Genomic DNA, 24,623 nt, shown 5'->3' on the forward strand with positions numbered 1-24,623 from the left:
AAGGGATGAATTTTGAAATGGCGAGCAAGCAGAAAAATATGACGCCTCAGCAGCAAAAGTATCAACAACTTCAGCAAAAACATGAACTAAAACGACCTGTCTTAAAGAACTGTATTAAGGCGTTTTGGGTCGGAGGATTAATATGTGCTGTGGGCCAGGCAATAAGTTACTTCTACATCTACTTTTTCCATTTCACAGAACAGAATGTCGGTAATCCAACAGTAGCGACAATGGTATTTCTATCGATGCTGCTAACTGGTTTTGGTGTATATGACCGCCTTGGACAATTTGCTGGAGCAGGGAGTGCGGTGCCTGTCACTGGATTTGGGAATGCAGTTATTTCTGCGGCAATTGAACACCGGACAGAGGGCTTTGTATTGGGTGTAGGCGGGAATATGTTCAAGCTTGCTGGCTCAGTAATCCTTTTCGGCGTGTTCTCAGCTTTTGTTGTTGCGCTAATTAAAACGCTGCTTGGAATGTGGGGGGTTTTGTAATTGTTAAAAGGGCATCAATCTTGGGTTTTTACTAACCGGCCGATGATAGCTGCAACAGGTGTTTCTGGAGGTCCTTTTGAGGCAAATGGCAACCTTGCCAATGACTTTGATATCCTCCATGAGGATTTATGGATGGGGATGGATTCATATGAAAAGGCCCAAAGAGTTCTATTGGAAGAAGCAGTAAGAACCACATTAGCGAAAGCAAAAATGGAGAAAGAACAAGTTGAATTTTTATTTGCCGGTGATCTAATTAACCAAATAACCCCAACTAGTTTTGCTGCACGGACGATGCAAATCCCTTATTTCGGACTATTTGGGGCATGTTCGACCTCTATGGAAGGATTGGCATTAGCTTCATTTGTTGTCAATTACCAGGGAGCAAGAAATGTGTTAACAGGTGCCTCAAGTCATAATGCTGCAACTGAGAAACAATTTCGTTATCCAACTGAGTATGGAGGCCAGAAGCCTCCCACTGCCCAATGGACAGTTACTGGAGCAGGTGTGGGATTGATTTCACAAAATGTCCCGGGTGAACAACATCCGGTTACCACCTCCGCTACGATAGGAAGAGTGGTGGATATGGGATTGTCTGATCCATTTAATATGGGCGGTGCGATGGCACCTGCTGCAGCCGATACCATAATAGCACATTTTAGGGATTTGGAATTAGATCCTTCCCACTATGATTTAATTTTGACAGGTGATTTGGGAAGAATCGGGCATGACACTACTTTCGAATTACTCGGCAAGAGCGGAATTAAATTAGAAAGGAAGCAATTTCAGGATTGCGGTCTATTACTTTATAAGGATGATCAGCCAGTGCAGGCTGGAGGAAGCGGCGCAGGATGCTCAGCGACTGTTTTTTATGGCCATATATTAAACCAGTTGAGAAAAGGCATGTATAAGCGGATATTAGTGGTAGCTACTGGAGCGCTTTTATCACCGCTAAGTTTTCAGCAAAAAGAATCAATTCCATGTATCGCCCATGCGGTGGCCATTGAAATGAATGAAGAGGGAAGGTAATAGGGATGTTAGCAATGTTTTTTTGGGCATTTGTGGTTGGAGGATTAATTTGTGTGATTGGCCAGTTGTTATTTGATGTTGCTAAACTAACACCAGGGCATACCTTAAGCCTGCTTGTTGTTGCAGGAGCCATTTTAGATGGGTTCGGCCTATATGAACCTCTCGTTGATTTTGCTGGTGCAGGCGCAACTATTCCAATTACCAGTTTCGGTAACTCATTAGTGCATGGTGCCATGCAGGACGCAGAGAAACATGGTCTGATTGGAGTCTTAACAGGTATGTTTCAAGTAACCAGTTCAGGTATTTCTGCTGCAATTATTTTTGGATTTATCGGTGCATTAATCTTTAAACCAAAAGGTTAAAAAATTCAGAGGTTGTCTGTAGAGTGTCGCCCAGTACACTTTGAATCCATATCTCATATGTTATTAATGAGACTACAAAGTGAGGTGACATTCTATGTTCTATGGATATGGCGGCTGTGGCTACGGTGGTGGATATGGCGGCGGTTCAACTTTTGTTTTAATCGTCGTATTATTCATTCTTTTAATCATTGTCGGTGCAAGCTTTTATTAAGAAACAACTTAAGCAAAGCATCGAAAGAAAAGGTTGGCCATATCTGTTGGCCAGCCTTTTTCTTTTTCACGTTTTTAGTCTTCCTTCATACAATAACAGTAGCCTATGAAGGAGCGTGATTTTTACCATGGATAATGGTTTCTTTAAAAATGTTGAAAAGAAAACAGGCGTTAATATGAAAGATATATTTGACTTAGCGAATTCCTTACAAAATGCCAATTTTAAAGATGAAAATACAGTTCGCAATGTAATCCGCCGAGTCTCACAAATTGCAAACAAACCAGTTAATAAGGAAACAGAAGATAAAATTGTGCAATCAATCGTTAATGACGGAAAACAACTTGATTTTAATACTATATCAAAAATGATAAATAAGAAATAAACAAAAAAGACCTCTTTCCTTGATAAGGAAACAGGTCTTTTCGCTATTTTTTCTTTTTTTTCACTAAAGGTGTTAAGAAACGGGAAATGTTTGCTTTTTTGCCTCTTCGATTCTGGGGAACAGAGATAAGAAGCTGCTCTTTTGCCCGTGTCATACCCACATAGAAAAGCCTTCTCTCTTCTTCAAGGGGAGTAAAATCACCATTTCTTAAGCTGTCTAATGCGTAGTCATGAGGAAGGCTGCCATCGACTGCTCCGATGATATAGACGTGTTTGTATTCTAACCCCTTTGCCCTGTGGATAGTACTTAGGCTAATAGCATCGGGAAAATGTTTACTTAAATTTTTGATTTCCTTATTCATCGCAGACATATGTTCTGCATGTGATAGAAAGGCTTGAATACTAGTGAAGCTTTTTGCTGCGACTTTTAAATCCTTTAAATCATCTGAGCCTTTATCCTCTGTGTTTGATTCATTTCCTCGCTTCTTCAAAAAATCAAGAAACCCCAGGTCCTTTTCAATGGTTTCGATAGATTTCAGCGGTGAAGAAAATTTTAGCGTATGGATCAGCTGTACGGCCTTTTTCAATTTCTTCTCTTGAAAAGCATGTTTTGTTTTTATGTGGGAAAGTGCCTCTAAATAGGAACAATCTTTAAGTATGCTTTCAGCCTTAATGTCTTTAAGTACTGTTTGACTTAAAAAAAGACAAGGCAAAATGTCAGCTAATGCCTGATGATCATCTTCATCAAAGCTTAATTTTAAAAATGACAGTACGCTTTTTACAACCCGGCGTTCATAAAATGCCTCTAGATCCATATCAATTCTAAAAGGAAGATTCGAGCTGGCCAAACGTTCAAAGACAGCACGGGACCCGGCATTTGTCCGATATAAAATTGCAAAATCGGAGGGTTTTGCCCCCTGTATTATTTTCTCATGAATGTCGGTTACAATCATGGTTGCTTCCTCTTCTTCATTAAAGGGATAAAAGAGGATAGGCGGGGAACCTGATTCGAATTGCGCCTTCATTTTTTTATATCTTCTAACCTTGTTCTTCATAATCATCTCATTGGCGGCAGAGACAATTTCATGGGAGGAACGGTAGTTTTCTTCAAGTGAAAGTGTTTTTGCGTATGGGAAGTCTTTCTCAAACTCTAACAAATAACTTGGGTCACTGCCTCGGAATGAATAGATGGCTTGGTCATCGTCTCCTACAGCACAAACATTTTTATGCTTTCCGGAAAGCAGCTTTATCAGTTCATATTGAACCTTATTGATATCTTGAAATTCATCAATGAGAAAATAATGAAAGCGATTCTGGTATAGTTCCAGTAGCGATGCGTTGTTACTAAGCAGTTGATAGCATCCAATCAGCATATCATCAAAGTCAAAGAAACCGTTTTGTACTTTAAATTCCTCATATCTTTTATAAAGGAAAGCAGCCTTTTCTTCCCAATCTGTCATCGGCTTTATTTCAGAAGGAAAAAGAAGTGAGTTCTTCCAGTAGCCAATCTGTTGTAGGGCTAAATCATAAGAAAATTCCTTTTCAGATAAATCGAGTTCCTTTCCGGCTTCTTTCAAAATTTTAACTCGCTGCCATTCCTTCTTTAATAAGTTCTCACCTCGCCAATTACTTCCTTCATGGAACATTAGAATACGATAAAAAATACTATGAAAGGTGCCTGTCACCAAGGTACTGACATGTTCCTTTTTAATACCAGGATAGGTGGACAAACGATTTTTCATTTCACCAGCAGCTTTTGAGGTAAAGGTGACCAGCATGATTGTCCGCGGGTCTATTTTTTTTACATTTAGCATATAAGCTGTACGCGCTGTAAGCACTCGTGTTTTGCCGCTGCCAGCACCAGCAAGGACTAATAGTGAGCCATCCGTTTCGACAACAGCCGCTGCTTGATTTCTATCTAGTATGACTCCTTTTGCAGCCAATTCACCTAGGTAAGGGTCTTGTTCAAGGTGGTTTACACCTTCCGTTCGTGTAAAAGGAATGGTGCATTCAATCGATTTTGCTGGGCTGAATAAGCTGGTGCTTTTTGTTGTTTCCAAAATCGTTCTTCCTTGGGGGATACGAAATCCATTCCGCTCCACAATAATCGGTTGTATTTGTTCTAGTAATGGTTCCGGACATGAACGTTCCGGAGATTTTATATGATAAAAATAGGGTTGTTTTAGGATGCCAAGAAATAACCTGACCTTTTCATTACATACAGGGCAGGATAATTCGCCATTTTTTCCTTGCAAATATAGTAATTGATATTGTTCTCTTGCTACTTGGTCAAGAACAATCCTTTGATTTTGATGCATAGCAGTTTTCATTTTTTAGCCTCTTTTTTCAAAAATACGACAAACTCTATCATAACAAAACCTAGTAATATCGAAAAGTGCCCATCTAATCAGGAAAAGAAAAAAGCGCTTGCCGCTGAAGGCAAGCACTTAAATTTAAATTTTTTTCATCATGGTTTTATGAGGGATTCCAGCGTCTAAAAATTCTTCTGAAACAACTTCATAGCCCAACCCTAAATAAAAGGGGATCGCATGAGTTTGAGCATTCAATTTTAATTTATTTAGTCCGTTTTTGACTGCATATGCTTCAATTTCTCTCATAATGGCTTTGCCTGCCCCAGTATTTCTAGCTTCTTTTAATACACAAATTCGTTCAACCTTTCCAGAACCATCTAAAACACGAAAGCGGCCAGCTGCAATCGGTAAGCCTTCCTGGTAGGACACGAAATGTGCAGAATCTTTCTCAAATTGATCTATTTCTTCTTCTTCAGGGACGTTTTGTTCGTCGATAAAAACGGTTCTTCTGACGGAAAAAGCGTCTTGTAATTCTTTTTCATTTTCACAAACTTTTACATTCACAGGTGATTTATTCCTTTCCTAGGCGAAATGTTTCATAAACCGTCCAAGAACCATTTTCTAATTGATATAGTAAATGGAAACGGTCAACTGTTTCTTCATGGTCGAATCTTTTCATTCTTAATGACCCATAAACATCGGAATGCTCATCATTTGAAAGCTCCTGACCAATTGTAATATGTGGAACAAAGGCATATTCTAAATTTTGTTCACTAAATTCTTGATTAATTTCATGGTGTAATAAGTTTAATTCTTCGGTGGGCTCTACTTTAAAGTAGATAACGTTATTCACGGGCTGAAATGAGCTGATTTTTTTTGTTTTTAATGAAAAAGCGTTGGTATTTCCAGCAATTTGCCGCAGCTTATCGGCAAAAGCCACGATATCGTGCTCAGATGCTTCAAATGCATTTTTTAACGTTAAATGAGGAGTTATAAGTGAATAATGCGGGTCATAACGTTTACGGTAAGAATTAGCTAAATCTTGTAGCTTTTTTGATGGAAAAATAACAACCCCAAATTTCATATGTATAACCTCCATGTATCAAGAATTTTACTTTAATCAGTGCAATTATGGGCCTTCTTGACATTATAGCAAATATTCAAAAAATATGAAACGACCTTAAAACATCATCTTTAATGCTCTTTTTAAATCAGGCTGCCAATAAGTCCATGTGTGGTCACCGTTGAATTCTTCATAAAAATAGGTACTGGACTTACTTGTAAGGAGAGAAGAGAGCTCACGATTTGGCTCAAGAAAGTTGCTTGTTTTACCGTTAGTGGTTTTAACTTCGGTTTCTTCCAGACCAACAATGTGATAGATTTCTAAAAGGTCAGCTTCACTGAAGCTTTTGACTGACTCAATAACCTGTCCATCTACAAATGGTGATTGTAAAAGCACTTTTCCAAATGTATGCGGATATTGTAGAGCAGTCATTAATGATACCGTTGCTCCTAGTGAATCACCAATAAGTGCTCGGGTGGAGCCCATCTGGTAGGTTGGAAACTCCTGATCAAGGTACGGAACTAATTCGTGTGCTAAAAAGCGGATGTACGCTTGATTTTGTTCTCCCGAAGGGTGATATTTCCTGCGGCGATCTTCTACATCCTTATAAGGTATCCCAACGATGATTATATTTTCAATTTCACGCTTATAGAGATACTCATCTGCTAATCGGCCAATTCTGCCAAGTTGAAAATAATCTCTGCCATCCTGGGCGATTAACAATGAGTATTTATATAAAGGTGAGAAATTAGCAGGCAGATAAATGAGAAGAGGTATTTCTTCTCCCAGCTCACTGCTATTTATCGTATGTTCTTTTATTGTGCCTTTTGGTATCTCCATGCAACCAATTCCCCCAATGTTCGATCAATACAACTGCATTTTACCATAACATTGTTAGAATTGCTCAAAGTGAAGTGAGTTTATTTGGGGAGGATTATTAGTGAAGATATCGTTCATTGGAATGAGGCTGTGGCATGATAGATAAAATATTTTCCTTACGAAAGGTGCGAATCTGTTTCCGTAACAGACAATAAGCGCGAATATAATCATCATTCACTTCTTTCACAAGTAATCTGCGTTGTGAAATCTGCTGGTCACAAGAAAGGTAAATCATCTCTAATGGAATATTCTCTTCTATAGACCGTAACAAAATCCCATCCATGTTTTGTCACCCTTTCAATTTTCGTATATTCTTATTATAACCGAACATTAGTTCTTTATTCAATGAATTTCAGAACATGTGTTCTTTTGAAAAAATGTTGACTTTTTATGAATATTTACTATAATTATAGTTGTAGCTTAATAAGAGATCTGTTAGCTCAGCTGGGAGAGCGCAACCTTGACAGGGATGGGGTCATGAAAGATTTTATAAATACGATTTGGTAGCTCAGGGGGAGAGCACTTGCTTGACAGGCAAGGGGTCGTGGGTTCAATCCCCACCCAGATCATCGAAAAATCACCTTCAAATGAAGGTGATTTTTTTTGTGAAAGTCACACAATGGTCACGTTTGATTTTGAAAATAAAAAAGGTCACATTTCTGTGACCCTTAATTAATAAGATGATCAAGTTTTTCAATTACTTCTTTTTGCATTGATTCACCAACATGTGAATAAGTGTTTAGAGTGATTTTAATATCACTGTGCCCTAACCTTTCGCTTATTACTTTTATATTAACGCCTTTTGAAAGTAAATATGTTGCATGTGAATGGCGGAGATCATGGAATCGAATTTTTGGTACATTTGCTTCTTTAATTAATCTATTATATACTCGTCGTAAATTTGATCGGTGGATGGGAGTGCCAACCTCTGAGCAAAAAACTAAATTCTCTTGGTTATAAGCTATTCCAATCTCATTTTTTTCTTTTTCCTGGAGCCTTTTTTGTTCTTTTAAAGCATTTATTGAAAATTCATTGAGCGGAATTGTTCTTATACTTGTTTTAGATTTTGCCCCTTTCATAATTTCTTTAGCATCACCCTTTAATGTTTGGGTGACTTTCAAAGTTCGTCCATCTAAATCAACATCTTTCCAACTAAGACCAAGGAGCTCACCTTGCCGCATTCCCGTGAAAATAGCCAAAACGAAAATGTTGTAGGTTCTTTCATGTTTTGCCACTCCTAAAAAAGCCTTAAGTTGATCTTCATTCCATACGGTTATTTCTGTACTACTTTTCTTTTTAGGTAATACAATTTTTTTAGCCGGATTAATGGGTATCAGCTTAAGATCCTCACTTGCGTATTCCAAAGTGTTTCTAATGACAGCATGTATTTTTCTAACAGAATCACTGGCATACCCTTTTTCAACAAGATCATTGACTAAATTTTGGATATGAATAGTTTTTATATTTTGTAGTGAAAGTCCTCCAAGGAAGGGGATTATATGAGTATTAACAATAATTTGATAAATTTCAAACGTTTGTGGACCGATGTTAATCTTTTTGGTTTTTAACCATTCCCCAATAAATTCCTTGTAAGTCACTTTAGAGGGTTCAATATATGTCCCCTTATTAAGCATATCCTGTGTCTCGGCAAATGCCGCCTCTGCCTCTTTTTTCGTTTTAAAGCCTCGTTTTCTTTTTTGCTTCCTATTTCCGTTGGCATCCTTCCCTAATTCTAAAACAAAGTACCAAGTTCCAGTATTTTTGTCTTTTTTGACTGCCATCTATTATTCACCCCTATGTTTCATTTCTTAAATTTAAAAAGAAGTTTTGTATGATTATTTTCTTTAATTTATTTCTTTATTTAACAAAGCCTTTTCTTCCAACAATGCTGTCACAACCTCTTTTTTTGTTTTAAAGCCTTGTTTTCTTTTCTGCTTCCTTTTTCCACTTTCATCCTTCCCTAATTCTAAAACGAAGTACCAAGTTCCATTTTTGTTATTTCTTCCAATCGCCATCTATTTATTCACTCCTACCTTATATATTTCATTTACCTCATGAAGTATTTGTTCTTTAAATTGATTCGGCAATTTTGAATAGTCATTTTGATGTATTGCACAGTAAAATTCAAAATGTTCTTTATCCTTAGTTACCAATGAATGAATATTTTTTACGACCACTTTTGCTTTTGAATGGTCTTTTATAATGAATGTCGAAATGATGTTATGAATTTCCTCGTACATTCGAATAACTTCCATATCATAAAAATAAGTGTGTGGTTTCCCATTTTCCATAGAAATGATCCCATTGTATACCTTATAAAAGGGGTCAATTTTTTCCTTAAAGACCTTTTGGTCAATAAATATCTTTTCATCAGCAATTTTTAAATCGGTAAGGATTTTTTCAATTTGCTCCTTATGACAACCAACTGCTTCAAGTAATTCATACGCAGTATGTGCATCAGGGTGCTTAATTAAATTTCTTTCAATTTGAGACACATACGCATCAGCTTTGCCAACTAATTGTGATAATCGCCTGGAGCTAATTCCATTATTTTGGCGAAACCGTTTTAGGACTTGTCCAAATGTAACTTGATCTGTCATTTTATATCCCTCCTATTTGTAGTTTTCCCTACATGTAGCAATTTTATGTGTCATGAATAACACGATAACATATAAAACATAATAACACATGTAAATGACATAAACAACACAAAATATTGTCATTTCAGGAGGGTCATTTTATATGTCAAAAGATAAAGAACAACCAAAAGATAAAAAACAACTCCTACCGCCAATTTTGGACGTGGCTGATGTAAAGGAATACTTGGGTATTGGGTTACGGCAGACTTATGAACTTGTTAACTCCGGTGCATTTAAAATAGTAAGAATAAATAGGCGTATAAAAATACCAAGAAATTCCTTTTTCGAATGGGTTCATGGAGAGATTCAATCACCGGATGGTGAGGAGTTAGATTAAGAATTCAAACCGGGGGATTTCAGATCGTGATACATGGGGGAACAACATGGAATTCTTCCGTTTCTTTTAAAGGATTTATCGTTAAATGACTGAATAGAATACGCAAGAGAATGAAAAAGCCAGCGTTTCCTGACGCTGGCTCCTAAAAAAGCGATGAATAATATTGTTACTATGCTTATTCTAAACAATAGATAAAAATCCTTTAAGTGAAAGGAAGAATTTTAGGGCATTCTCCACCAATACCCGAAAAGGGAAAAAAAGAGGGGGAGAATTCAACTATGAAAAAAATCAAAGTTGAAAAAGAAAATTTAATTACTATTTTTAGACCGAATTCAAAAATTGTTGGTGTTTTCCATTCTGTCAATGATGAATTGAAAATGGAACTAAAAAATGAGATGGTCACTATCTGTCGCCAAGTTCCGGTTATTGCACGACGCTTTGATAACGTAGAGACAGGAAAACTTTTCTACGAGCTTCATTGGAAAGAAGATTCGACAGAGAAAACTATTGTGGTTCCCGCAATTGCAATCGCTAAAAAAAGCGATTTAATCAATCTTGCAGAAGATGGTCTTGCAGTCAATGAAAACAACTGCAAAGCACTTATCAAATTTTTTGATCGGTATATTGCTGAAATCAAGCCAAAAAGCTACAAAATGTCTACACGAATTGGACATGTCAAGGGAGTTTTTATTCACCCGAATTTAACAAGCGATATATCGATTGTTCCGGACAACGAGGGCACAAGGCAGATACTGGATTCCTTTCGAGAAAAAGGGACAGTTGAGTCATGGAGAGATGAAATATTGGAAAAAGTAAGACCTTTCCCGGTGATACTTTTCATGATACTGAGTTCTTTTGCTTCAGTTCTTGTTTACAGGTTTGGTACCGACCCGTTCATTGTAGATCTTAGTGGTCCCACTTCGAAGGGAAAAACAACCGCTTTGTACATCGCATCAACTGTTTGGGGAAATAAGGACGCCATAGGGCAATGGAATGATACACCGGTAAATATTGAAAGAAAAGCGGAATTTTTAAATAGCTTTCCGTTGATCCTGGATGATACAAAAAAGGCAGTCACAGCTAACCCAAAAATGTTTGAACAAATGATTTATTTCTTTAGTGGAGGGCAAACGAAAGGACGCGGGAAACTTCATGGGTTTCAGGCGAACCGTACTTGGAAAAACATACTACTAAGTACGGGTGAAAGTAGTATTTTATCATATTCAGAAGGTGGCGGGGCAGCAGGGCGTGTGGTTACTATTGAAGAGAGCCCATTTATGGACAACCCTGACACAGAATTGTTAACCGAATTGTACAAGTCCATTGATAAACATCATGGAGTGGTTGGTAAGGAGTTCATCCATCGGCTTACTGAAATGGACGAAGCGGAGCAAGAACACTTGGAAAGGATGTACAATGATAAGCGTTTGGAGTATAACAAACTCAATACCGAAGGAAATGAAGTCATTACTCGCATAACCGCTTATTTCTCACTTATCTTTATTGCCGGGGGGCTAGTTAATAAATTCTTCAATTTTAATCTTGAACTTGATTTCATTGACGGATTCTTCAAGAAAAATTTAAAGGAAAATGCTGCTCTGGATAAACCAAAGCAACATTTAGATGCGCTGCTTGAAGAACTGGATTCAAATCGCGGAGTTATTTATTATGAAATAAGACCATCCGTAATTTTCGCGATTGAGCAGAATGGAAGCATATTGCTTACCCCAAGATTTATTAGTGATCGACTTGGTGCTGAAGCAAATGCCATAAAAAAGGAATGGAAACGAAAAGGGTATATTATTCCTGGTCGCAATGACGAAATAGCTCCCACGATTACAAAAAACGGTAATTCTTTTCGAGGGATTATGGTTAATCCAGAGATAGTTAAAGAACTTGGCTACGATTTTAGGCAAAAACAATAGAAAAGACCTTAACCGGTCTTTTTTTTACTCTATTGAAAAATGTTAATTACAAAAGTTCTCACATTTTCTTTTAAAGTGTAATTCACAAACATCGAATAGCAGAAGGCATGAAGACCATACAATTACGAAATTACAATTGCAAATTCAAAATAAAAAAACATTTTTTTTATCAATTGTCATCGCAAAATGAAAACTAAAGATTAAAACAATTAAAAATTGTAATTATGTAATTGACAAAGATTTAAGTCAACTCTCCCAATGGTTAAGATAATTACAATCTTTTTGAAAAATTGTAATTGTAATCTAATACCAGTTTAAAATAGAATCAATCCTTTCATTTTTTCGTTCGTGGGTAATAGTGCGAATAAAAACGAAGAATATCTACCCTAAAATGTCCACTATCGAACGAAGCCAGGAGAAAACATAATTCTTTATGATTGAGATCCCGGTCCATTTTTGTTCGGCGCATTCCTTGCGCTTTATTGACCCAGTTGACCCGTACCAGGGCTGCTTTATATTTTTCGCGGAAGCTTGTAAAGGAATAATTTTCTTTTGCTAATTTTTCAATCTGTTTTTCCTGATCTTCCATTCGGCGGTCCAATTCATCGTGCAATTCCCGTTTTGACATTTCAGAGTAACTATCCACTTGCGTTTGACAAAAGGTTTTCCGGGCTGAATGAATTGAAAATCCCGCTTCATCTTTCTTTGCCGGATTGGATAATCCGGCTCGAACGGCAGCCGATTGTGTAACTTTTGCCAATCTCTCCGCCGCCTTATCTTGGTCCATAATCTTGGTCGCATGAATCCCACTTCGATAATGTAACGGCTTCATGACCGTATGGTCTTGTTTTTTCAAGCTTCCCTTTAATTTTTCAAGAAACATGACATCCTCCGGTTTAGTGATTCGGACCCATCGATCCAAATTCCCTTTTTCGTTTAAATGAACTGTTGCCGTACCATCTGCATGAAGTTCGATGTCCTTTCCCCGAAGGCTTAGTGCACCCTCAATCCTGGAACCAATCCGGCGCCCCAATTCAACCGACAGGATTGCCTGACTTTTGTACGGTGAATTGCTTTGTTTCAATTCTTCGATGACTGCTTTGCAATCGTCATGTGTTGCTTTTAAAACCGTTGAATATTTCGCACGGCGGACGATGCCGTTTATCTGCCAATATTCCTCCATTTTTCCTTTATCCATTAACACGACCGGCGCTTTAAATACGGATGATTCTGCACTTGCTTTTGAAAAGAAATCCGCAGCGTGCGTATAAGCTTTTTGTGTGAATGGATTCGGGAATTCCTCGCGGATCAGCTGCATCATTTTTTCCTTTTCAAATTTGACCAACTCATATTCGCCGTATCTTTTCGAATACTTATTGACCAATGCATGCATTTTTTCCCGGTATCCGGTATAGCTTGTTTTGCTCAAACCATTTTTCTTTTTGCCTGAATTGGCGAATCGTTCGTTTTCAGCCCAATTAAATAATTTATCAATCCGTATGTGCGATTTCTCTAAACGTTTCTCTTTTGTGACCATTTTCCCCATAAAATCACCCCCCGATGAATCACAGATGCTTATACAAAAATCGTAAATCCTTAAGGGACTGTAAGCCACATTTTCCGGAATTAGTAAAGCGACAATTCGCCGTCGTACCGGTTCCAGTAAAATTCAGCAACAGTCCCTAAGCCAGTTGCGAATAAATAGTTGCGCTGGTTATGTTCCACTTTTTATCTTCAATAAAAAATGCAACATAACCACGCAAAACAGCTCCGCTACCGGCGTTGCTGCACTCCTCAAGCGCGGACCGGCATTTGCCGCTCCGCGACCTTCGTCGCTGGCATTCGCCTTGTTCGCGATAAATTCGCGAACGCTTCGCTGAAAACCTAAAACAGCATTTACATCGTAGACCAGACGATGGGCAGCTATGGATGCCAAGCCCCATCTCCTAATTGGAGTTGTTGCCAAGTTTTTCACAGAACCAAGAATGATTCTGACAAACTCACTCTCAAGTTACCCCAAGAGCCGGAGCGTTTCAGGAGACGGTGCCCGATACCCGTGCAAATATTGCTTCCTGAGATTGTTTTACGGTCAATTGTATAAAAATTTCAACAATCTAAAATAATTCATTTAAACCTACGTTTCTCTCTTTTCTTAAATAAGCTAATCTTATAACATATGAATTATGTTTCTTAATCTGATCGCATTTCACACATTCTATTTTCAGAAGTTAACTTAAAGGGCTAGCTAAAGCCCCGTGTTATTCAACAGCCCATTCTGTTATGTCTGCAAATGCCACAAATTCCTCTATTACGTAGTCCTCTGTTAACCATAAGCCTACTTCATTGATTTCAGTTACCTCGCCACAATAAATGCACCCCGCCATTATATAAATTTTTTCTCCTTCCTCGACCTCCGGTTTCATAATTCTTTTACCTCCTGTCTATGTTTTTCTTACTAGCTTTTAAAGACGGCGATCCAAAGAGTATCGCCATTTTAGCGCCTCACGGCTAATTTGTAAGCTCACGCATTACAAAGTTTTTAAACCACTCACATTATAACGGGAAAATAAATAAATGGTAAAAAATACCATTTTTTTATTTTCCTGTTATAAATTTATTGGGGGTGAATTAATGAAATTAGATAAACTTTTTGATAAATACGAGGAAATAGAATGTACGTTATATGATTTGATTGAATATATGAAGGACATAGAATATCCGGATTTAATAGTGGAGGAAAAACCGATACCGGCAGAATTAAAAATGATAGAAGCTTTTGAAAAAAAGGATATTACTCCATTAACAGGAGGAGAGAAATCTAGATTACCTGAAAATATAGTAGAATATTACGTTTTCGATAGCGATGATGACTTTACTCCTCTTATTCCTCAAAAATATGTGACCTATGAAAAAGAAAAATTAGCGCCTGGTCTTTTTGTTTTAACCTTAGAATACGGATTAAAGGGTCGAAAAGGGGATTATAGATTTACAGAAAAAGTTAATGTTCAAAAAGATAAATCTTATTTTCTTTATGAAAATAATCAATACAGTCAGGTTAATCCTCAAAAACAACAGTGGGTAGATCGCCTAGCAGAGAGGGAAGAACTTCGGAAACAATCCGTTGAATTTATTTATTTTTATAAAGATTTAAAGAATGTAATTTGGACAAAAAAATTAAACCCGTTTGATAAAGGAAAATTCATATATGGATTTTCTCAAGAAATTAATTCGATGGGAGAAATAGAATTTATTGAAACCATGAATTTTTTTCTAAGGATTTCTGAGCTGTATTTATTTATTCTTCAATTCTTTGGCTCCATAACTAAAGATGAATACAGTTATTTATTAAAAGCTATCGACAAACAAAAAGACCGGAACAATAAATGTTATGAATATATCATGCTAAAAGAGGAAGAACTATTATTTGATTTTGCAAGTATTTTAAATTTATCAAGCGGTGATCCATTTTTCGAAACAAAATATAAAATGACTGCACTTTTAACTCCAAGAGAAGAACGGTTAGATATTATTACCGCAGCTAACTATCATCAAGGAATTGTTTACATCGACACTGAAAAAGGAATTTGCTACCCAAACTTAGGAGAATTAGATAGACGTATCAATTTGTTTCAATTAGCTGCAAATGCTGAAAGTGAAAGAGAAATCGTAAAAAATATTATAAAAATTGCCAAACAGCAAAAAAAATAGTTGTAAAATTAAATACTAAGATTATAATACCTGCAAGGATGACAATAAATTAAAATCGACGGCACTTTTGAGCAATGTATACCTCCTCTAATATTTTCAAGTTATAAAAAAAGACGGGAAGAAATCTTTTCGTCTTTTAAATATATCCATGTTCTTTCATACTGTAAGAATCGGAATCTGAAATAATACAATGATCTAATAATTCAATTCCTAAAATCTTACCGGCTTCATTTAGACGCTTTGTTACCTCTATATCCTCTTTACTTGGTTGGCAATTCCCAGATGGATGATTATGAGCGACGATAATACTTGCAGCGTTTGATAAGACGGCTGTCTTGAACGTTTCTCTAGGATGAACAATGCTGGCATTAATTGAACCCCTATGCGCAACGCTTATATTTGTCACAGTATTTTTAGTTGAAAGAGAAATAACAATAAAGTTTTCACGATCAGCATTCCCGATAAATTCTCTAACCAAATCTACAACATCTAATGGACTTCGAATTGTATTGGTTCGGAATGGATACGTTTTTTCCTTTACCATTTGTAAACTAACTACACTCAATCTTCTCATTCTAGGCTTCTTATCTTCCGTCATTGTTTGCTGCATTGAAGCAACCTCCTTAAATATTTTTCCTTTGTTTGACATCAGTTCACACTAATATCAGTCGCGGGGCTCACACCTAAATTGCGACATTGTTTTAAAGCATCCGTATAATAACGTGTTTTTTTTATTTGTGTAAAAAAACAAAAAAAATTTTTTTTAAGTGATAAAAACAAAATAAGTTCCAGACCAGCCAGAATGCCACGAATTTTTACTTTTTTATCAAAGCTGTATTTGGCAATTAAAGAATGCTGATATGGCGGTATGTTTTTTGAATGTAAAAAAGCCGAAAATATGCAAGAATAAAAACTTACATGTTTTCGACTTATTAAAAATTGGTGATATTGAACAAACGCTACCCGTTACTTTAATTGTAATAATGATATAGTAATTATATCTTTTACTATTTTATGGAGGTTTTTATGAACATAAACAATCTGTACAATTTTAAGAATCCCGTCAGGCACTTCTTGAACATTGATGTGCGAATACATACAAATGTTGAAGAGGTCGATATAAGAGATTTAGCTTGGACTCAACCTATTCAATTCCGAGTTAGGAAAGATGAAAGTGAGTACAGAAGATTAAAAATGCCAAATATCCTAAATTTCTTATGTGCTCTAAATAGGTTTAAGGATTCAAGTAACTTTCTTGATTTTCAAGAAATAGATATAAGAAAACGATTAATTCCCAATACCGAAACAGGAGATTTTGCGACAGGTGTCTATGACGAACAACTAGAGAGCGACTTTGAAAAATTATGTGTATATGACAATCTACTTAAACTAGATATAAAGAGTTATTACGAGAGAATATATACGCATGATATTTCTTTTGAAAATGCTGGTGATGAAAATTTTCTTACCAATTTAAACGCAGGGAACACAAACGGATTGATAATGGGTAACTTTATCTCTCTATATTTTGCTGAAAAATACCTAAAAGATATAAGCGATGATCTTTTCCGAATGTTTACTCAAGAAAATATTAATTGTGATTTTTCCTATTTCTCTGATGACTTTTACTTCTTCTGCAATAAAAAAGATAATGAAAATGTGATTAGAATATTCGATGGAATACTTGAGAAATATGATTTAGAGAGAAATGACGGTAAGATAGAGACGTGGACATATCTAACATATAATGACTATAACTTGTCCGAAAAGTATTGGAAAAAGATAATTTCAGATTCTAAAAGGAGGTTTAATGAAGAACGACATGATAACATCCTATATTTTACGAATCAACTTATATACCGCTTATCCAACCTTAAAGAATATAAATTAAAAAAGACTTTCCTAAACACGTTTTTTAAATCTACTTATTTTTATACACTTGATACCACGAAGTTTAATATTGAGACATACAATTTTCACCAACTTTGTTATATCTTTAAATTTTCACCCGAAACCATGTTATACTCCATAAATCGATTTAGGCATTCTGCTCTGTTCAACAGTGACAACTTCAAGAAATTCCTATTTACGAGATATAAGGAAATTTTATCAACATCTTTTAACGATGAGCAATTGTACTACTACTATTCGATAAAGATGCTTGGTTTCAACGACATATTGGAAAACACCGGCGACATGGTAGTTGATTGTAATAATCAGTTACTTATTTCTTATTATCTAAAAGATAGATTGTTTAATACAGAACATATAGAAAAATTAAAATTGAAGACTGATGAAAAATATTGGTTTCAAAACTACCATTTAATACTATACACTAATTTAATTGATGACCTTGAAGGTAGCATCAACAGGTACTTAATGCCTTCATTTGCTACTAAAGATAGACAAAAAATCTGTTACACTAATTTCTACACGTTAAACCTAAACTCTGCAATCTCTCTAATAAAAGATATAGAGTTAGTTGTTGATAATATAGGAGAATACATGAACTCTCTCATTGACGAACGTCATGATGTCTTTGGTGACCCATATGATCTTGAGGATGAAGATGAAGACCAGGAATACACAGAAGACGAACTCGGCGAAGATTATTTGGATGAATAAACAAAATAAGAAAACCCGCTATTATTATTTTTAGCTAGTTTTCTTTTTTATTTCCACCTTTCTAATTTCTTTTGAATAACTGTCAAATTCAAACTTTCCATTATTTCGATTCATTCGATGTGTTGCTGCATAAAGATATCCCGAAACATGCAACCAATAAGGAAATTTGAAGTTTTACAGAAGGAACTCTTAGTTACAAAAATAAAAAAAGCCTCTTCTAACTCTGTATAGTGAAAATGCCAGCTATTCTATATACAAGGTCGAGTAGTATTTTTTTCAAACCTCGCTTCGCTGAAAAAAATCTCCACCCTACCCTTGTATATAGAATTTTGAACGGTTTTGGCTTTCTCGCCAAGCCAAGCATACCAAAAAACAGGTTTATCCCCTGGCTTGTCAGAGCCTAGTATAACCGTTCAAACCGCTTAGTTTTGTTCCTAGAAAGCGCCAGCCTTCGCACCCCAAAAAACAAGGTGAAAAACCAAAACCCTACAAAAACAAGCCCTATGTATTGCGCTGGATATTATGTTCTTTTAAATATTCATAAAAAGAGCTGCGAGATATCTTGGTGATGCTTATGATTTCTTTTACTGTCTTTTTTCCTTGTTGGTACAATTCAACTGCATGCATTAAACTATCGTTTTTCTCAGTGTATTTACGCGGTTTTCCTTTGTATATGCCATGTGCTTTTGCAATGGCGATGCCTTCCTTCTGGCGCTGCAACATTTTTTTTCGCTCTTGTTCAGCTAAATAAGCAAGCATACTCAAAAATTGGTCTTCCAATAGTTTTCCCATGTCTCCCATGGCTTTAAATTTTCGGCTATCAAAGATTTCTTGATTAGAAAGTACGACGATATCAACTTTCACTTTTTTTGTGATTTCGTTCCATTCTTCTTTGATCAAATCATAATCCCTACCCAAACGATCCAAATCATCCAAGTAAAGAATATCGCCCACTTCTAAAGAACCTTTCATCGCTTGATATTGTTCACGGTCAAAATTTTTTCCGGTTGCTCTATCCATAAAAATATTTTTATCTTCAATTCCAAGTTCTTTAAATTTAAGCAGCTGTCGGGTCCAATCCTGTTGGTCCGAGCTGACTCTTCCATAAGCTTTTACAGTCATTTTGAATTTCTCCCTTTTTTAATACTTTTTTTGTCTAATTTCCTTTAAATAAATCGGACATTTAAAACGGACACTTTAAGATATTGAATTATCGTTTGAAAATACTGTCCGGATTGGGTGTGCCTTCCTGGACACTACTTGGTAATTTCAGTGGAAGATTATTAATCCTTTTTAGAATAAAATGCTGAATATGGTAACAACAATTTCCGAATTTTGATCAAGATAAGCCCCTAATTTCTGGAATGAAAATAATTGTGCCATGAAAGGGGGAGCTATTCTTATATTGTGAAAGATTTCACTTAAACTAACGGTGCAGATTAGTGGAAGAAGAGGAAGAATAGTTGCTTAACCTCCCTCTTTTATCTGACCCTGATAAAAAATAAACAACGGACACTTTAATACTGGTCAGTTTTTTTATATAATTCTACCAAAGAAAAAAAAGGAGAGAAGAATTATGGAGATAACACCAGTAGTAATAATAGGAGATAGAGTAAAGATACAACCTATGGAAGATTATCACGTACAGGAATTATTTGATGTGGGAAACAATCCAGATATATGGGCATACATGCCAATGAAGGTTCAATCGATTGAAGATATGGAGTACCTTGTGAATGGAGCACTTCAAGCGAGAGAGCAAGGAAGCGAATTTCCTTTTGTTATCTTGGATAAGGATTCGGGGGAAATTGTGGGAAGCACTCGTTTTCTTAATATATCCATACCAAACCGTAACTTGGAAATTGGTTGGACATGGCTGTCTCCAACTGTTTGGCGAACTAGAATAAATACAGAATGTAAGTATCTTCTTTTGAAGCACTGCTTTGAGACACTTGGGACAATTCGTGTTCAGTTGAAAACAGATAGCCGAAATGTTCGGTCTCAGCAGGCAATTGAACGGTTGGGTGCGGTAAAAGAAGGAGTGCTTCGGAATCATATGGTTATGCCTGACGGTTATTTAAGAGACTCTGTGTTTTACAGTGTAATCGCCCAAGAATGGGTGCTAGTGAAGGACAAATTGGAGAGTAAGCTACGATAATCCAGTATTTTCGAAGTGTTGCTTATTAAACTAAAGGATAGCATTAACAGAACAATGAGATCGCCAAAATGGCGGTCTTTTATTATTAAAGAAGCATTTACTTGACCGAGAAGTCCTTTTTATAACTCTGAAAAATATACATGTAATAATAACTGTAAATGGGGGATGTAATGGGGTTGCGAGGGAGAGTAAGTTTAATTGTTGGTTGGATTACTTTGTTTCTAATGGGGACTGATTTATTTGTAGTGTCTCCGTTACTACCGTTCATTTCGGAAGCGTATAATGTTAGTTCAGCGATGACAGGGTGGATGGTAACTGTTTTTGCTGTAACATATGCTATTGCAGCACCTTTCTTTGGTTGGGCTTCAGATAATAATGGAAGAGGGATTTTTATTACGTTTGGATTAATATTATTTACTTTCTCTAATGCCTTAACTGCTTTTTCACCTTCTTTTGCCTGGTTAATCATTAGTCGTATTTTAGCTGGTTTGTCCGTTGCTGCAATCACCCCTTTGATTTATGCAATTATTAGTGATATTGCACCATCAAATCGGAGAGGAACTTGGCTTTCTATTGTTGTTTCGGGACATTTAACAGCTCTTTGGGCAGGAGCTCCATTGGGTACGTTACTAGAGCTTATTCTTGGTTGGCGTTCAGTATTTGTTGTAATGGCTATTATAGGAACAATATTGGCAGTAGTGAATTTCAAAACATGGAAATCTGTTCCTGAAAGCGATTTAACAAGAAATAGCTTAGAAGGAAATCTGCTAAGAATACTTGGTTCGGTAAGTGTTACCACCATTTGGGCGATTTCAATGTATGCTCTTTATATTTACCTAGGTGCGGCTCTTTATTCCGAAAACAAATTCTCATCATCGGAAATCGCATTAGCTGTTACTTTTTATGGTATCGGTGCTGTTTTGGGAAGTCTTATAAGTGGACAATTCACAGATAGGTTTGGAGAAAGGAAGATTTCGAAAGCTACGCTAATTTTCTTATCTTTAATACTCGTTTGTTTAGGTATATTCTTCTCTTCTGGCGATTGGATTTATTTCTTCCTGCTCATATGGGCTTTGGCTGGGTATGCAGGATTTACATCATACCAAGCACGATTAACAGTCGAATATCCAAAAGAACGAGGAATTGTTATGGCGTGGAATAATACGGCTCTGTATATTGGTATTACCATTGGTTCAATGATTGGTGGTTATGTCATATCTAATTGGGGATACCCTTTCCTCCCGTATGTTTGTAGCATTGCAGCAATCATTAGTTTTGTCCTTAGTACCCAAAAGGTCCAAGAAACAAAAAAAGAATCAGCTTTTCCAGCAGATAGATGACCTCAGAGTTAAGTCTTTTTATTGAACTAACGTGCTTGAGTTCAACAATATTTGGCTGCTAAGTCAGCTTTTTTTGTTCCACTAACTGGTCAGGTTAGTTTAAGTACAACTTTCACGATCTTGCATTTTAAATTTAAGTCAGTATTCTGGGAAATTTTACTTTAAAGTAAAGGTTTACATTTAAGCGTTAATACGGTATTATTTACTCATCAAGTAAATAAATTCGATTGAAGATTGTTACTGATAATGCAGGCAAGACTTCAACAAAAATGGGGATACTAATCCTTGTCTTTGTTGAAGTCTTGCCTTTTTTACGTCTATGTTTGGAGGGGAGTTAAATGGTAATAAAACAGGTTATTAATAATAATATTGCCATAAGTTTAGATTCCCAGGGGGATGAAATCATCCTAATAGGAAAGGGTTTAGCTTTTAATAAGAAGAAAGGAGATGAAGTTGATACTCAAAAAGTTGAAAAGCGTTTCTATTTAGAAGATCAAGGATTATATTCTAAATTCAAAAAGCTTTTACAAGAAGTTTCCATTGAAGAGATAAATATATCTGATGATATTATCGGTTTAGCAAAAAGAAGACTAAAAAAAGAATTAAATGAGAGCATTTATATTTCATTGCCTGATCATATCAGTTTAGCCGTTACTCGAACACGAGATGGACTAAATGTAAAAAATGGATTACTATGGGAAATAAAAAAATTGTATAAAGAAGAATATTTAGTTGCAAAAGAAGCTGTTCAAATGATTAATGAAAGATTTAAAGTAGAACTTGGTGAAGATGAAGCCGGATTTATAGCCTTTCACTTTGTTAATGCTCAGTTAAACAGTGGTATGAATACTGTTACTAAAATAACGCAATTTATAAAAGAAATTCTTAATATCATTACTTATCAGCTCAATATCTCTGTAGATGAAGATTCCTTGACCGGTTTTCGATTTATTACTCATTTGAAATTTTTTGCAAATAGAATCTTCACTCAAGAAGAAAATGAGAGTTCAGAAGATCCATTTTTGTATGACGTAGTAAAAGAAAGATACTCACAAGCTTTCGATATCACACAAAAAGTAAAACAGCATATTAGCAATAAATATTCGTATAAAATATCTGATATGGAAGCAACCTATTTGACAATTCATATTCAACGTTTGTTAGAAAGGAAAAACTAAATATTATTATTCAAACTTGTTACTCTTCGGGAGGCTAGACTTGAATTAAATCTGAAAAATTGTTTGTTAAACAATTATTTTAGGTTGAATTCAAGTCTTTTTTATTTATATTGGAGGTGTTCGTAGATGGACTATCAAAAATTAGCAAAAGAGATTATCAAAAATGTGGGTGGAGAAGAGAATGTAGCAGACCTTTATCATTGTGCTACTCGTCTGCGTTTTACGTTAAAAAATGATAATAAGGCAAATCGAAATGCAATAGAACAATTAGAAGGAATTATAACTGTTACAGAGAGTGGAGGGATGTTTCAAGTTGTTATTGGAAATAATGTCGCCACTGTGCATGATGCAATTATGGAGCAGACAGATTTAGGAACAAAGCAACAAAATAATGAAGATGATAAAAAGGGAAATTTATTTGAACGGTTTGTTGATCTACTTTCTGGAATATTTAGCCCTGTTTTAGGATTAATGGCATCTGCAGGTTTAATTAAGGGCTTGAATTTTATTCTTAGTAAGTATGGAGTGCTTGATCCAACTAGTGGAACATATAGAATTCTTGCGGCAGCAGGAGATAGCTTCTATTATTTTATGCCAATTATTTTAGCGATTACTGCCGCAAGAAAGTTTAAAGTAAATCAATTTTTAGCGGTAGCTTTAGCAGGGGGATTAATTTATCCTGATTTAGTGAACGCCCTTAACGCTAAAGAATCCCTTGACTTTATTGGGATTCCTGTAGTTTTAGCAAAGTACAGTGGCACGGTTATTCCTATTATTTTAGCTGTATGGGTATTGAAATACGTGGAAGGTTTTTTTAAGAAAATACTTCATGAGAGTATCCGAAATTTATTAACACCATTTTTCTGTCTAGTTATTATGCTGCCTTTAACGTTGCTTGCTATCGGTCCGGTAGCGATGTATACAAGTAGTTTATTAGCTTCTGGTTATTTATACATTTATAACTTAAGTCCAATCGTATCAGGTATCGTATTAGGCGCTGCTTGGCAGGTCCTTGTTATGTTTGGTTTACATTGGGGATTTGTACCTGTAATACTTAATAATATTGCTGTACATGGTCGAGATTCAATCAGTGCGATGATCGGACCTTCTGTTGCTGCCCAAGCGGGAGCATCACTTGGGGTATTCTTTAAAACAAAAAATAAAGATATGAAAAGTTTATCTTTATCCGCCTTTATTTCAGCATTATTAGGAATTACAGAACCTGCTGTTTACGGTGTTACCTTAAAGTTAAAAAGACCATTTATTATTGCTTGTATAGCTGGAGCAATTGGTGGAGGTATTTCTGGAGCATTTGGTTCTGCAGCTATTGCATCTGTACAAAAAAGTATTTTAACAATCCCTGTAGTCGCTCATGGATTGGTTGGATACATCATCGCGTACTTTTTTGCTTTGATCTCAGCATGTGTACTAACTGTCCTTTTCGGAGTTAAGAAAGAATTACATGAGGAACCTACAACAAAACAAGAAACTACTGTGGACGAGACATTGATTAAACGAGAAAGCATTAGCAGTCCATTAACAGGTCATGCAAAACCTCTTGAAGAAATCAGTGATCCTGTATTTGCGGGTGGAGCAATGGGGAAAGGAATTGCTATTGTTCCAAAAGATGGTAAGGTGTATTCACCTGTTGATGGAACCGTGACCATGGCTTTCCCTACAAAACATGCGTATGGTTTTACATCTACCGCAGGGGGAGAAGTATTAGTTCATATTGGATTAGATACCGTTAAGTTAAACGGGGAAGGATTTACAAGTTATGTTGAAACTGGCTCAAAAGTAAAAAAGGGTGATTTAATTGCCGAGTTTGACATGAAAAAATTAAAAGAGCTTGGCTTTGATTTAACTACTCCAGTGGTTGTAACAAATTCAAATAAGTATTTAGACATTTTGCCATTAAATAAAAAAGATATTGTTCATGGAGAAGAAACATTATCTCTATTAATTTAAAAAAACTCAACATTTAC

At 35.9% G+C, this 24,623-nt stretch carries 26 protein-coding genes and 1 tRNA gene; 14 read left to right on the forward strand and 13 right to left on the reverse strand.

The window, feature by feature from the left end; translation table 11 throughout:
* Nucleotides 1-17 precede the first annotated feature (17 nt).
* The 5 genes from spoVAC (at nt 18) to spoVIF (ending at nt 2,475) form a co-directional block, all read left to right on the forward strand.
* Complete coding sequence (gene spoVAC, locus SFC47_RS01160) at nt 18-494, forward strand: stage V sporulation protein AC (protein WP_133371685.1); 477 nt, start codon at nt 18-20, stop codon at nt 492-494.
* Nucleotides 495-1,520, forward strand: a complete 1,026-nt coding sequence (gene spoVAD / locus SFC47_RS01165; protein WP_411252396.1) for a stage V sporulation protein AD — start codon at nt 495-497, stop codon at nt 1,518-1,520. It begins immediately after the preceding gene.
* A gap of 5 nt (nt 1,521-1,525) precedes the next feature.
* Nucleotides 1,526-1,882, forward strand: coding sequence for a stage V sporulation protein AE (gene spoVAE, locus SFC47_RS01170; RefSeq protein WP_251631621.1), 357 nt, complete (start codon nt 1,526-1,528; stop codon nt 1,880-1,882).
* A gap of 94 nt (nt 1,883-1,976) precedes the next feature.
* Entirely contained in the window at nt 1,977-2,093 is a 117-nt protein-coding gene (locus tag SFC47_RS01175) for a YjcZ family sporulation protein (RefSeq protein ID WP_179158343.1), read from the forward strand.
* A 127-nt stretch (nt 2,094-2,220) separates the two neighbouring features.
* Nucleotides 2,221-2,475, forward strand: coding sequence for a sporulation-specific transcription regulator SpoVIF (spoVIF, locus tag SFC47_RS01180; RefSeq protein ID WP_411252397.1), 255 nt, complete (start codon nt 2,221-2,223; stop codon nt 2,473-2,475).
* 43 nt (nt 2,476-2,518) lie between these two features.
* Here spoVIF and SFC47_RS01185 read toward each other — a convergent pair whose 3' ends face one another.
* From SFC47_RS01185 to SFC47_RS01205, 5 genes are all read right to left on the reverse strand, one after another.
* Complete coding sequence (locus SFC47_RS01185) at nt 2,519-4,804, reverse strand: UvrD-helicase domain-containing protein (protein WP_411252398.1); 2,286 nt, start codon at nt 4,802-4,804, stop codon at nt 2,519-2,521.
* Between the two features lie 123 nt (nt 4,805-4,927).
* Nucleotides 4,928-5,350 carry a GNAT family N-acetyltransferase gene (locus tag SFC47_RS01190; RefSeq protein ID WP_411252399.1) on the reverse strand — a complete coding sequence of 141 codons (423 nt, stop codon included), beginning with the start codon at nt 5,348-5,350 and terminating at the stop codon, nt 4,928-4,930.
* A gap of 7 nt (nt 5,351-5,357) precedes the next feature.
* The gene (locus SFC47_RS01195) at nt 5,358-5,870 is read right to left on the reverse strand and encodes a YjcG family protein (RefSeq protein ID WP_411252400.1); all 513 of its coding nucleotides are present in this window, start codon (nt 5,868-5,870) and stop codon (nt 5,358-5,360) included.
* Nucleotides 5,871-5,966: 96 nt separating this feature from the next.
* On the reverse strand, nt 5,967-6,689 hold the full coding sequence (locus tag SFC47_RS01200) for an alpha/beta hydrolase (protein ID WP_411252401.1): 723 nt from the start codon (nt 6,687-6,689) through the stop codon (nt 5,967-5,969).
* A gap of 97 nt (nt 6,690-6,786) precedes the next feature.
* The gene (locus SFC47_RS01205) at nt 6,787-7,011 is read right to left on the reverse strand and encodes a hypothetical protein (RefSeq protein WP_411252402.1); all 225 of its coding nucleotides are present in this window, start codon (nt 7,009-7,011) and stop codon (nt 6,787-6,789) included.
* Nucleotides 7,012-7,225: 214 nt separating this feature from the next.
* Here SFC47_RS01205 and SFC47_RS01210 point away from each other — a divergent pair.
* Nucleotides 7,226-7,297 (forward strand) — tRNA-Val (locus SFC47_RS01210).
* Nucleotides 7,298-7,396: 99 nt separating this feature from the next.
* Here the strand turns inward: SFC47_RS01210 and SFC47_RS01215 are convergent.
* The 3 genes from SFC47_RS01215 to SFC47_RS01225 all read right to left on the reverse strand — a co-directional run bounded on the left by SFC47_RS01215 (nt 7,397) and on the right by SFC47_RS01225 (nt 9,328).
* A complete protein-coding gene (locus tag SFC47_RS01215) occupies nt 7,397-8,509 on the reverse strand; it encodes a site-specific integrase (RefSeq protein ID WP_411252403.1) in 1,113 nt (370 codons plus the stop codon).
* 63 nt (nt 8,510-8,572) lie between these two features.
* Nucleotides 8,573-8,743, reverse strand: coding sequence for an Arm DNA-binding domain-containing protein (locus SFC47_RS01220; protein WP_411252404.1), 171 nt, complete (start codon nt 8,741-8,743; stop codon nt 8,573-8,575).
* Nucleotides 8,744-9,328, reverse strand: a complete 585-nt coding sequence (locus tag SFC47_RS01225) for a helix-turn-helix domain-containing protein (RefSeq protein ID WP_411252405.1) — start codon at nt 9,326-9,328, stop codon at nt 8,744-8,746.
* Nucleotides 9,329-9,470: 142 nt separating this feature from the next.
* On the opposite strand from SFC47_RS01225, the gene SFC47_RS01230 reads away from it, so the two are divergent.
* Together SFC47_RS01230 and SFC47_RS01235 are read left to right on the forward strand one after the other, a co-directional pair.
* Nucleotides 9,471-9,704 carry a helix-turn-helix domain-containing protein gene (locus SFC47_RS01230; RefSeq protein WP_411252406.1) on the forward strand — a complete coding sequence of 78 codons (234 nt, stop codon included), beginning with the start codon at nt 9,471-9,473 and terminating at the stop codon, nt 9,702-9,704.
* Nucleotides 9,705-9,910: 206 nt separating this feature from the next.
* The gene (locus SFC47_RS01235; protein ID WP_411252407.1) at nt 9,911-11,629 is read left to right on the forward strand and encodes a DUF927 domain-containing protein; all 1,719 of its coding nucleotides are present in this window, start codon (nt 9,911-9,913) and stop codon (nt 11,627-11,629) included.
* Nucleotides 11,630-11,963: 334 nt separating this feature from the next.
* Here SFC47_RS01235 and SFC47_RS01240 read toward each other — a convergent pair whose 3' ends face one another.
* From SFC47_RS01240 to SFC47_RS01250, 3 genes are all read right to left on the reverse strand, one after another.
* Complete coding sequence (locus tag SFC47_RS01240; RefSeq protein ID WP_411252408.1) at nt 11,964-13,175, reverse strand: hypothetical protein; 1,212 nt, start codon at nt 13,173-13,175, stop codon at nt 11,964-11,966.
* A gap of 168 nt (nt 13,176-13,343) precedes the next feature.
* Nucleotides 13,344-13,565, reverse strand: a complete 222-nt coding sequence (locus SFC47_RS01245; protein ID WP_411252409.1) for a hypothetical protein — start codon at nt 13,563-13,565, stop codon at nt 13,344-13,346.
* Nucleotides 13,566-13,887: 322 nt separating this feature from the next.
* Nucleotides 13,888-14,052, reverse strand: a complete 165-nt coding sequence (locus SFC47_RS01250; RefSeq protein ID WP_411252410.1) for a hypothetical protein — start codon at nt 14,050-14,052, stop codon at nt 13,888-13,890.
* Nucleotides 14,053-14,260: 208 nt separating this feature from the next.
* Between SFC47_RS01250 and SFC47_RS01255 the strand changes: the two genes are divergently transcribed.
* Nucleotides 14,261-15,337 (forward strand): hypothetical protein, encoded by a 1,077-nt coding sequence (locus SFC47_RS01255; protein ID WP_411252411.1) that lies wholly within the window; start codon nt 14,261-14,263, stop codon nt 15,335-15,337.
* A 136-nt stretch (nt 15,338-15,473) separates the two neighbouring features.
* Here the strand turns inward: SFC47_RS01255 and SFC47_RS01260 are convergent, their stop codons facing one another.
* Nucleotides 15,474-15,947, reverse strand: coding sequence for a JAB domain-containing protein (locus SFC47_RS01260; protein WP_411252412.1), 474 nt, complete (start codon nt 15,945-15,947; stop codon nt 15,474-15,476).
* 416 nt (nt 15,948-16,363) lie between these two features.
* Here SFC47_RS01260 and SFC47_RS01265 point away from each other — a divergent pair, with 416 nt between their 5' ends.
* Nucleotides 16,364-17,962 carry an RNA-dependent RNA polymerase family protein gene (locus tag SFC47_RS01265; RefSeq protein WP_411252413.1) on the forward strand — a complete coding sequence of 533 codons (1,599 nt, stop codon included), beginning with the start codon at nt 16,364-16,366 and terminating at the stop codon, nt 17,960-17,962.
* Between the two features lie 501 nt (nt 17,963-18,463).
* Here the strand turns inward: SFC47_RS01265 and SFC47_RS01270 are convergent.
* On the reverse strand, nt 18,464-19,084 hold the full coding sequence (locus SFC47_RS01270) for a recombinase family protein (RefSeq protein WP_411252414.1): 621 nt from the start codon (nt 19,082-19,084) through the stop codon (nt 18,464-18,466).
* Nucleotides 19,085-19,538: 454 nt separating this feature from the next.
* Here SFC47_RS01270 and SFC47_RS01275 point away from each other — a divergent pair, with 454 nt between their 5' ends.
* From SFC47_RS01275 to SFC47_RS01290, 4 genes are all read left to right on the forward strand, one after another.
* The gene (locus tag SFC47_RS01275) at nt 19,539-20,120 is read left to right on the forward strand and encodes a GNAT family N-acetyltransferase (protein ID WP_411252416.1); all 582 of its coding nucleotides are present in this window, start codon (nt 19,539-19,541) and stop codon (nt 20,118-20,120) included.
* Between the two features lie 170 nt (nt 20,121-20,290).
* Entirely contained in the window at nt 20,291-21,460 is a 1,170-nt protein-coding gene (locus tag SFC47_RS01280) for an MFS transporter (protein WP_411252418.1), read from the forward strand.
* Between the two features lie 338 nt (nt 21,461-21,798).
* On the forward strand, nt 21,799-22,638 hold the full coding sequence (gene licT / locus SFC47_RS01285) for a BglG family transcription antiterminator LicT (protein ID WP_411252420.1): 840 nt from the start codon (nt 21,799-21,801) through the stop codon (nt 22,636-22,638).
* 126 nt (nt 22,639-22,764) lie between these two features.
* Nucleotides 22,765-24,606, forward strand: a complete 1,842-nt coding sequence (locus SFC47_RS01290) for a beta-glucoside-specific PTS transporter subunit IIABC (protein WP_411252422.1) — start codon at nt 22,765-22,767, stop codon at nt 24,604-24,606.
* The last annotated feature ends 17 nt before the right edge of the window (nt 24,607-24,623 follow it).

Source organism: Neobacillus niacini (assembly GCF_046591715.1).
Classification (GTDB): Bacteria; Bacillota; Bacilli; order Bacillales; family Cytobacillaceae; genus Neobacillus; species Neobacillus niacini_L.

Coding starts and splice junctions, on each gene's coding strand:
- spoVAC (WP_133371685.1), top strand. CDS start 18: ATGGCGAGCAAGCAGAAAAATATGACGCCTCAGCAGCAAAAGTATCAA.
- spoVAE (WP_251631621.1), top strand. CDS start 1,526: ATGTTAGCAATGTTTTTTTGGGCATTTGTGGTTGGAGGATTAATTTGT.
- SFC47_RS01175 (WP_179158343.1), top strand. CDS start 1,977: ATGTTCTATGGATATGGCGGCTGTGGCTACGGTGGTGGATATGGCGGC.
- spoVIF (WP_411252397.1), top strand. CDS start 2,221: ATGGATAATGGTTTCTTTAAAAATGTTGAAAAGAAAACAGGCGTTAAT.
- SFC47_RS01185 (WP_411252398.1), bottom strand. CDS start 4,804: ATGAAAACTGCTATGCATCAAAATCAAAGGATTGTTCTTGACCAAGTA.
- SFC47_RS01195 (WP_411252400.1), bottom strand. CDS start 5,870: ATGAAATTTGGGGTTGTTATTTTTCCATCAAAAAAGCTACAAGATTTA.
- SFC47_RS01200 (WP_411252401.1), bottom strand. CDS start 6,689: ATGGAGATACCAAAAGGCACAATAAAAGAACATACGATAAATAGCAGT.
- SFC47_RS01205 (WP_411252402.1), bottom strand. CDS start 7,011: ATGGATGGGATTTTGTTACGGTCTATAGAAGAGAATATTCCATTAGAG.
- SFC47_RS01215 (WP_411252403.1), bottom strand. CDS start 8,509: ATGGCAGTCAAAAAAGACAAAAATACTGGAACTTGGTACTTTGTTTTA.
- SFC47_RS01220 (WP_411252404.1), bottom strand. CDS start 8,743: ATGGCGATTGGAAGAAATAACAAAAATGGAACTTGGTACTTCGTTTTA.
- SFC47_RS01225 (WP_411252405.1), bottom strand. CDS start 9,328: ATGACAGATCAAGTTACATTTGGACAAGTCCTAAAACGGTTTCGCCAA.
- SFC47_RS01230 (WP_411252406.1), top strand. CDS start 9,471: ATGTCAAAAGATAAAGAACAACCAAAAGATAAAAAACAACTCCTACCG.
- SFC47_RS01240 (WP_411252408.1), bottom strand. CDS start 13,175: ATGGGGAAAATGGTCACAAAAGAGAAACGTTTAGAGAAATCGCACATA.
- SFC47_RS01250 (WP_411252410.1), bottom strand. CDS start 14,052: ATGAAACCGGAGGTCGAGGAAGGAGAAAAAATTTATATAATGGCGGGG.
- SFC47_RS01255 (WP_411252411.1), top strand. CDS start 14,261: ATGAAATTAGATAAACTTTTTGATAAATACGAGGAAATAGAATGTACG.
- SFC47_RS01260 (WP_411252412.1), bottom strand. CDS start 15,947: ATGCAGCAAACAATGACGGAAGATAAGAAGCCTAGAATGAGAAGATTG.
- SFC47_RS01265 (WP_411252413.1), top strand. CDS start 16,364: ATGAACATAAACAATCTGTACAATTTTAAGAATCCCGTCAGGCACTTC.
- SFC47_RS01270 (WP_411252414.1), bottom strand. CDS start 19,084: ATGACTGTAAAAGCTTATGGAAGAGTCAGCTCGGACCAACAGGATTGG.
- SFC47_RS01275 (WP_411252416.1), top strand. CDS start 19,539: ATGGAGATAACACCAGTAGTAATAATAGGAGATAGAGTAAAGATACAA.
- SFC47_RS01280 (WP_411252418.1), top strand. CDS start 20,291: ATGGGGTTGCGAGGGAGAGTAAGTTTAATTGTTGGTTGGATTACTTTG.
- licT (WP_411252420.1), top strand. CDS start 21,799: ATGGTAATAAAACAGGTTATTAATAATAATATTGCCATAAGTTTAGAT.
- SFC47_RS01290 (WP_411252422.1), top strand. CDS start 22,765: ATGGACTATCAAAAATTAGCAAAAGAGATTATCAAAAATGTGGGTGGA.